This is a genomic window from Pontibacter rugosus (genome assembly GCF_042678745.1).
Classification (GTDB): Bacteria; Bacteroidota; Bacteroidia; order Cytophagales; family Hymenobacteraceae; genus Pontibacter; species Pontibacter rugosus.
On sequence record NZ_JBHTLD010000214.1, the window covers coordinates 1 to 8,133 of the forward strand.

Annotated in this window: 4 protein-coding genes; 2 read left to right on the plus strand and 2 right to left on the minus strand. The window is 44.8% G+C overall.

The genetic code is table 11. The features are described from left to right. Nucleotides 1–401: 401 nt before the first annotated feature. Nucleotides 402–2,186: a translation elongation factor 4 gene (gene lepA / locus ACFQ2O_RS17930; RefSeq protein WP_377531062.1), complete on the minus strand. Its 1,785-nt coding sequence runs from the start codon at nucleotides 2,184–2,186 to the stop codon at nucleotides 402–404. 320 nt (nucleotides 2,187–2,506) lie between these two features. On the opposite strand from lepA, the gene ACFQ2O_RS17935 reads away from it, so the two are divergent. Next, nucleotides 2,507–5,893: a methylmalonyl-CoA mutase family protein gene (locus ACFQ2O_RS17935; RefSeq protein WP_377531066.1), complete on the plus strand. Its 3,387-nt coding sequence runs from the start codon at nucleotides 2,507–2,509 to the stop codon at nucleotides 5,891–5,893. A gap of 111 nt (nucleotides 5,894–6,004) precedes the next feature. After that, on the plus strand, nucleotides 6,005–6,154 hold the full coding sequence (locus ACFQ2O_RS17940; protein WP_377531068.1) for a hypothetical protein: 150 nt from the start codon (nucleotides 6,005–6,007) through the stop codon (nucleotides 6,152–6,154). Nucleotides 6,155–6,242: 88 nt separating this feature from the next. Here the strand turns inward: ACFQ2O_RS17940 and ACFQ2O_RS17945 are convergent, their stop codons facing one another. Further along, a complete protein-coding gene (locus ACFQ2O_RS17945) occupies nucleotides 6,243–7,799 on the minus strand; it encodes an FMN-binding glutamate synthase family protein (RefSeq protein ID WP_377531071.1) in 1,557 nt (518 codons plus the stop codon). Nucleotides 7,800–8,133 lie beyond the last annotated feature (334 nt).

The window sequence follows — 8,133 nt, forward strand, 5'->3', positions numbered from 1 at the left end:
ATATATTATCTACTAATGGACAACCATACAGCTCACTAAACTCGTTTGACTTTACTTGAGTAAAAGTCATCCCGAATTTAATCTTCTTAAAGCCATTAATTTGATCTAGTAAAACAGTATTTTGACTGTAGCCCTGTAATGGAAAAAGTATCAGGAGGCAAAGTATAAACTTCTTCATGTTAATCTGTTTACCAGCTTCCCCATCAATTGATTAAAAGTAAGCTGTTTACCCAATAAAATAAACTTATCGGATCCAATGAGATATTCTATACTAATATTAGCCCCAGTATCTTGCATAATGTAAATGAGATTATTAAAGTTCTTACTAACCTCAACAGTATGATCTTGTTCCTGAAGGGCTTCTATCAACTTTAAAAGTTCTGGATGTATAGTCATTATGATTAGTCAAGTTTAAGCACAGCTAAGAAGGCTTCTTGTGGAATTTCCACGTTGCCAACCTGGCGCATGCGTTTCTTACCTTTCTTCTGTTTCTCCAGGAGTTTACGCTTACGGGAAATATCGCCGCCGTAGCACTTAGCCAACACGTTTTTACGCATGGCTTTTACTGTTTCGCGGGAGATGATTTTTTGGCCAATAGCAGCCTGAATGGCTATTTCAAACATCTGGCGTGGTAGCAGCTCACGAAGCTTTTCGCAAAGACGTTTGCCCCAGTCATAGGCTTTATCACGGTGCACAATAGCGCTTAGTGCATCCACCTTCTCCCCATTCAGCATGATGTCCAGCTTTACCATGTTTGATGGACGGAAGCCGATCAGTTCATAGTCAAGAGAGGCATAACCACGGGAAATGGTCTTTAGCTTATCAAAGAAATCGAACACGATTTCAGCCAATGGCATTTCAAAGGTCATCTCCACCCGGTCGCTGGTCAGGTAAGTCTGGTTTTTCAGAATACCCCGCTTATCCATACAAAGCGTGATGATAGGCCCCACAAACTCAGACTTAGAAATGATCTGCGCCTTGATGAATGGCTCCTCAATATGATCAATGTAATTTGGCTCCGGCATTTCTGAAGGCGCGTTTACCTTCACCATAGCCTCCTTGGTAGTATAGGCATGGAATTGTACTGACGGTACAGTGGTGATTACCGTCATATCAAATTCACGCTCCAGGCGCTCCTGTACAATTTCCATGTGCAGCATTCCTAAGAAACCGCAACGGAAGCCGAAACCAAGGGCAGCAGAAGTTTCCGGCTCCCACACCAGCGAGGCATCGTTTAGCTGAAGCTTCTCCATGGAGCTGCGCAGTTCTTCATACTCGCTTGTCTCCACAGGGTAAATACCGGCAAACACCATTGGCTTCACATCCTCAAAGCCCTGTATACCGATACCTGGCTTATCTACGTGCGTAATGGTGTCCCCTACTTTTACTTCTTTCGCATTTTTGATACCAGAGATCAGGTAACCTACATTACCTGCGCCCATTACCTGGCGCGACTCCTGGTTTAGCTTAAGCACACCAATTTCATCTGCCTCGTAGGTTTTGCCGGTGTTGATGAATTTTACCTTCTCCCCTTTTTTAAGTGTTCCGTTGAAAATGCGGAAATATACTTCTATACCTCTGTAAGAATTGAAAACAGAGTCAAAGATCAAGGCCTGCAGTGGCGCTTCCGGATCGCCTTTCGGAGCTGGAATACGATCACAGATGGCGTTGAGAATTTCTTCTATACCTATACCCGCCTTACCAGATGCATGTATAATGTCTTCTCTCTCGCAGCCAATCAGCTCAATGATCTGATCAGACACCTCCTCAGGCATGGCATGAGGAAGGTCAATTTTATTCAGCACAGGGATAATCTCCAGGTCATTGCCGATGGCTAAGTATAAATTAGAGATTGTCTGTGCTTCTATACCTTGTGAGGAATCTACAATTAGGAGCGCACCTTCGCAGGCAGCAATGGAACGGGAAACCTCATAAGAAAAGTCGACGTGGCCCGGTGTATCTATCAGGTTTAGCACATACTCCTCTCCTTTGTAAGGAAAATTCATCTGAATAGCATGGCTTTTGATCGTGATGCCGCGCTCACGCTCCAGGTCCATGTTGTCAAGCAGCTGGTGTTGCATTTCACGCTCTGCCACTGTTTGGGTGTATTCCAACAGGCGATCGGCCAGAGTACTCTTCCCATGGTCGATGTGAGCAATGATGCAAAAGTTACGGATGTTCTTCATAAATATCTATACGAATAACAAAGTTAAGAAGAAAGTGGCTTTGTTGCAGCTTTCGCCATGAAATCATTTTTAACAGCAGCTAAAGGGCGCTGCCCAGGCAAGCTATACTTGCGCTACTGCATCCGGTTTGTCTATATAGGCTTCCTGGCACCTGATTAGGTTTTGGGAGGCATTTGATTCCAGTAGTTATCCAAAGAGCAACGTATAGATAAGGTAAGTGAGTACTGCCTTTATCGGGTGCAATGACTTCTTATGAAGAACTATTCTCCTCAAAAAGCACTATATTCGCATCAAATCTGGAAAAAAACTGTTAAGTAGACATGCAAGCAACTACTGTAGAACCATACAAGCCTGTAAACCATATTCGTATTGTTACAGCAGCCTCTTTGTTCGACGGACACGATGCAGCGATCAATATCATGCGCCGCATTATACAGTCTTCGGGTGCAGAGGTAATTCATCTCGGCCATAACCGCTCCGTACAGGAAATAGTAGACTGTGCCATTCAGGAGGATGCACAGGCCATAGCCATTACCTCTTATCAGGGTGGCCACATCGAGTACTTTAAGTATATGCACGACCTGCTGCATGAGCGTGGCAGCGGCCATATCAGGTTATTTGGCGGCGGCGGCGGTGTTATACTTCCCAGCGAAATAGAAGAACTGCAAGCTTACGGTATCACGCGCATCTATTCTCCTGACGATGGCCGTGCCATGGGTTTGCAAGGCATGATCAACGATATGCTGCAGAAGTGTGATTACCCGACAGGCCAGAACCTGAACGGTGAGTTTAAGCACCTACAGGAGAAGAACCCGAAAGATATAGCCCGTCTTATTTCTGCAGCCGAAAACTTCCCGGAAGAAGCCAAAGCGATACTGCAGGAAGTAAAAGAGCAGGCAAAAGATATCCAGACACCTGTATTAGGTATAACTGGTACGGGTGGTGCCGGCAAGTCATCTTTAGTAGATGAGCTGGTGCGCCGCTTTTTGATGGACTTTCCGGAGAAGAAAATTGCCATTATCTCAGTAGATCCTTCTAAGCGTAAAACCGGTGGAGCCCTTTTAGGTGATAGAATTCGCATGAACTCGATTTCAAATGATCGGGTATACATGCGCTCGCTGGCAACACGCCAAAGCAACCTGGCCCTTAGCAAATATGTACAGGATGCGGTGGATATCATCAAAGCTGCAAACTTTGACCTTATTATTTTAGAGACTTCCGGTATCGGCCAGTCCGACACTGAAATTATAGAGCACTCAGATACCAGCCTTTATGTGATGACGCCCGAGTACGGTGCCGCTACGCAGCTGGAAAAAATCGACATGCTTGATTTTGCTGATGTAATTGCACTGAACAAATTCGATAAACGAGGTGCGTTAGATGCCCTGCGGGATGTGAAGAAGCAGTACAAACGCAACCATCAGCTATGGGATGTGAAGGATGATGATATTCCTGTATTTGGAACAATCGCATCGCAGTTCAACGACCCTGGCATGAACCAGCTGTACCGTGCCATTATGGCGAAGGTGACAGAGAAGACAGGCGTTGAATTTGACTCTAACCTGCAGACGTCAAAAGAAATGTCTGAAAAGGTATTCATCATCCCTCCTAGCCGCACACGTTACCTTTCTGAAATCTCTGAAACGATCCGCAGCTACGACAAATGGACAAAGGACCAGGCTGAAGTTGCACAGAAATTATACGGCATCAAAAAGTCGATAGAAGCTGTGCAAGGCATAGAAATTGAGGATAAAGATCGTCTTGTAAAGCAACTGGAGCAGGCATACGAGGAGGTGGAGCTGAATCTGGACGGCCAGAACAAGAAGATACTGGAGAACTGGAAAGAGAAGGTACAGGCTTACAAAAACGAATTCTACATTTTCAAAGTTCGTGACAAAGAGATAAAGATCAAGACGCATACGGAGTCGCTTTCTCACCTGCAAATTCCAAAGGTAGCTACGCCTAAGTATGAGGCCTGGGGTGATTTGCTGAAATGGAACCTGCAGGAGAATGTTCCGGGTGAGTTTCCTTATACAGCCGGTGTATTCCCATTCAAACGCGAAGGCGAAGACCCTACCCGTATGTTTGCCGGAGAAGGCGGACCTGAGCGCACGAACCGACGCTTCCACTATGTAAGTTTAGGCATGCCAGCCAAGCGTTTGTCTACAGCGTTTGACTCCGTAACACTTTATGGAGAAGATCCTGATTACAGACCTGATATTTATGGCAAGATTGGAAACTCTGGCGTAAGCATCTGCTGCTTGGATGATGCTAAAAAGCTTTATTCAGGCTTTAACCTTGCTGATGCCATGACATCAGTATCTATGACCATCAACGGTCCGGCAGCCATACTGACCGGTTTCTTCATGAATGCGGCCATTGATCAGCAATGCGAGCTATACATCAAAGAAAATGGCCTGGAAGAGGAAATCAACCAGAAAATAGAAGCTATCTATAAGGATAAAGGTATAGAGCGACCAAGTTACCAAGGCAAGTTGCCGGAAGGCAACAATGGCTTAGGGTTGATGCTATTGGGTGTAACTGGAGATCAGGTGTTACCTGCTGACGTTTACGACCCAATCAAAGTGCGCACGCTAGCTACCGTACGTGGTACAGTTCAAGCTGACATTCTAAAAGAAGACCAGGCTCAAAACACCTGTATTTTCTCTACTGAATTCTCGCTCCGCCTGATGGGTGACGTTCAGCAGTACTTCATCGATAAGAATGTGCGCAACTTCTACTCGGTGTCTATCTCTGGCTACCACATTGCAGAAGCTGGAGCGAACCCTATTTCGCAGCTGGCTTTCACGTTGGCAAACGGCTTTACTTTTGTAGAGTATTATGTGAGCCGAGGTATGGACATCAATAAGTTTGCGCCAAACCTGAGCTTCTTCTTCTCCAACGGTATAGATCCGGAGTATGCTGTTATTGGCCGTGTGGCTCGCAGAATCTGGGCTAAAGCCATGAAGAACAAGTATGGCGCAGATGCACGTTCGCAGATGCTGAAGTACCATATCCAAACCTCTGGCCGCTCGCTGCACGCACAGGAAATTGACTTTAACGATATCCGTACGACGTTACAGGCACTATACGCAATTTACGACAACTGTAACTCGCTGCATACAAATGCTTATGATGAGGCTATTACTACGCCTACAGAAGCTTCTGTTCGTCGCGCCATGGCTATTCAGCTGATCATTAACCGTGAGTTAGGACTTGCCAAAAATGAAAACCCAATTCAAGGGTCCTTTATCATCGAAGAACTGACTGACCTTGTGGAGGAAGCGGTATTAACTGAGTTTGATCGCATTACAGAGCGCGGTGGTGTACTTGGTGCCATGGAAACCATGTACCAGCGTGGCAAGATTCAGGAAGAAAGCTTGTACTATGAAACGCTGAAGCATACAGGAGAGTATCCGATTATCGGTGTGAATACTTTCCTTTCTTCAACGGGCTCTCCTACTGTGCTGCCTACAGAAGTAATCCGTGCCACAGAAGAAGAGAAACAGTACCAGATAACTATGGTGCACACCCTGCAGGAACGCAACGCAGACAAATCAGCCGAAATGCTGAAGCGTATCCAGCAGGTGGCGATAGAGAACGGTAACATTTTCGAAGAGATGATGGAAACTGTGAAGTACTGCTCGCTTGGCCAAATTACCAATGCACTGTTTGAAGTTGGCGGTCAATACCGCAGGAATATGTAAGAGTAATCTTACAACAAAGAATAGAAAGAGCCGGCGAAAACCGGCTCTTTTGTTTTTTACATAAAACTACTGAAAACGTACCTAAAGTATCCTCACCTCAAAACAGCAAGTATGGGAAAGAATAAAGAAGTTTCGATTTGGTTGATTGGTGCAACAATAGTTGCGATAAGTACAGCCGTATACTTATACCTGGGCAGTGTGCTGGAGGAGGAGGATATAGATTTAGATCTATCTGAAGAAGATGAAAGCGCCTATCTTTAAGTGTTGACAATACAGTACAAGTTTAAATAAACAAACAGGCCGCAGGTGATTTACACCTGCGGCCTGTTTGTTTATAAATTGGTGGAAATTAATTCAGCACGTAGTTCTGGGCTAATGTACCAGAAGCATAATTTTTAGAGAAATAAATATCTTTAAAGCTAAGCGTTTTGCCCTGCTCCACTCTCCTGAAGAACTTTTCTGGAATCACATCCTCCAAACCACTAAAGCCACAGGCTTCCATCACCTCTATGGTAGATTTGATTGTATTACCATGAAAATTTGCCACCCTTACTTGCTTATCAGCTATATCTAAGCCTTTATACAAGTTGCTATCCTGTGTTGCTATACCTACAGGGCATCTACCTGAGTCGCATTGCAGTGCCTGAATGCAGCCTAATGCGAACATCATACCACGGGCACTGTAGCATATGTCAGCACCAAGTGAGATAGCTTTTAGAATGTCTACTCCCGTAATGATCTTGCCGGCAGCTATAATCTTGATTTCGTCTCGGAGTCCATACTTGCGTAAGCTGTTTTGCACAAATGCGAGGGCATCGTACAAAGGCATACCTAAACTGTCTGTAAACTCAAGCGGCGCGGCCCCTGTTCCGCCTTCTGCCCCATCAATAGTTATAAAATCAGGGAAAATATTATTGTGTTTCATCTCCTGGCACAGGCGCTCAAATTCCTGTTTATTGCCAATACATAATTTAATTCCTATCGGCTTACCTTCTGATAGCACACGAAGCTTCTCAATGTACAGGAGCATGGTAAACTGGTCATGAAAAGCATTATGGGCCGGAGGAGAGGCAACTGTAGTAAAGGGCTCCACCTTTCGTATGGCTGCAATTTCAGGTGTGTTTTTGGCTGCCGGAAGGATTCCTCCATGGCCAGGCTTTGCTCCTTGTGACAATTTTATCTCCACCATTTTGATATTCGGATGCGCGACCTGCAGTTTAAAAAGCTCTTCGGAAAAATTTCCGTCTTTATCACGGCAACCAAAATAACCTGTTCCAATCTGCCAGATCAAGTCACCTCCACCCTCTATATGGAAAGGACTCACCCCACCCTCGCCTGTATTATGGGCAAAGCCACCCAACTTAGCTCCAGCACTTAGTGCCGTAACTGCAGTTTTGCTCAATGAGCCATAACTCATGGCGGAAATATTATAGATGCTGGCGCTGTAAGGTTTTTTGCAACGGCTACTGCCAATAGTTACGCGCAGGTCTTCCGCCTTAACATGCGTTGGGAACATGGTATGCGCTATCCATTCATAGCCTATTTCCTGGCTGTTGCTTTGCATACCAAACGGCACGGTTTGCCGCTCATTTTTTGCCCGCTGATACACAATAGAGCGCTGACGGCGACTAAATGGTTTGCCATCTAAATCAGACTCAAAGAAATACTGACGAAACTCTGGCCTAACACTCTCGAAGAAGTAACGCAGGTAGCCGAGCAGCGGATAGTTGCGCAGCAGAGAGTGCCGCGACTGCCTAATATTATACATATAAACCACATGCAGCGGTGCCACCAAAAGCAGCAACCAAAGCATCTGACGGTCAAAAATAGAAAATGAAAGCGTTATTAAATAAGCAGCAATAAAGACATACGATAGCGTGCGTCTGACGCTAATGCTTGTAGCCATGATTTTTAGATATAAGTAAAACGATAATAACTTTAGCAACTGTAATACAGAATAGACTCAACTTAAAGGGGAAGAGCAATTCTGAAAATTAGTTGAAGTCCTTAGGAGTGGTATAGAAATGAAGACAGTAACCATTCAGCTTATCGCACAACGCCACATGGTGCGATGAGGCCACTAATCCTTTTATGGTAACAAAGGTTGGAATGGAGGTCATGTTAGCGTGCTACGGAAGCATTTTTTGTTGTTTCGGCTGCAAAGTTAGGCTAATCTTTTCGAGAAAAACCAACTTAAATCATTCATAATTTAAGTTCAAGTTGTTAGTTGAAAGCTGTAG

Coding starts and splice junctions, on each gene's coding strand:
- lepA (WP_377531062.1), bottom strand. CDS start 2,186: ATGAAGAACATCCGTAACTTTTGCATCATTGCTCACATCGACCATGGG.
- ACFQ2O_RS17945 (WP_377531071.1), bottom strand. CDS start 7,799: ATGGCTACAAGCATTAGCGTCAGACGCACGCTATCGTATGTCTTTATT.
- ACFQ2O_RS17940 (WP_377531068.1), top strand. CDS start 6,005: ATGGGAAAGAATAAAGAAGTTTCGATTTGGTTGATTGGTGCAACAATA.
- ACFQ2O_RS17935 (WP_377531066.1), top strand. CDS start 2,507: ATGCAAGCAACTACTGTAGAACCATACAAGCCTGTAAACCATATTCGT.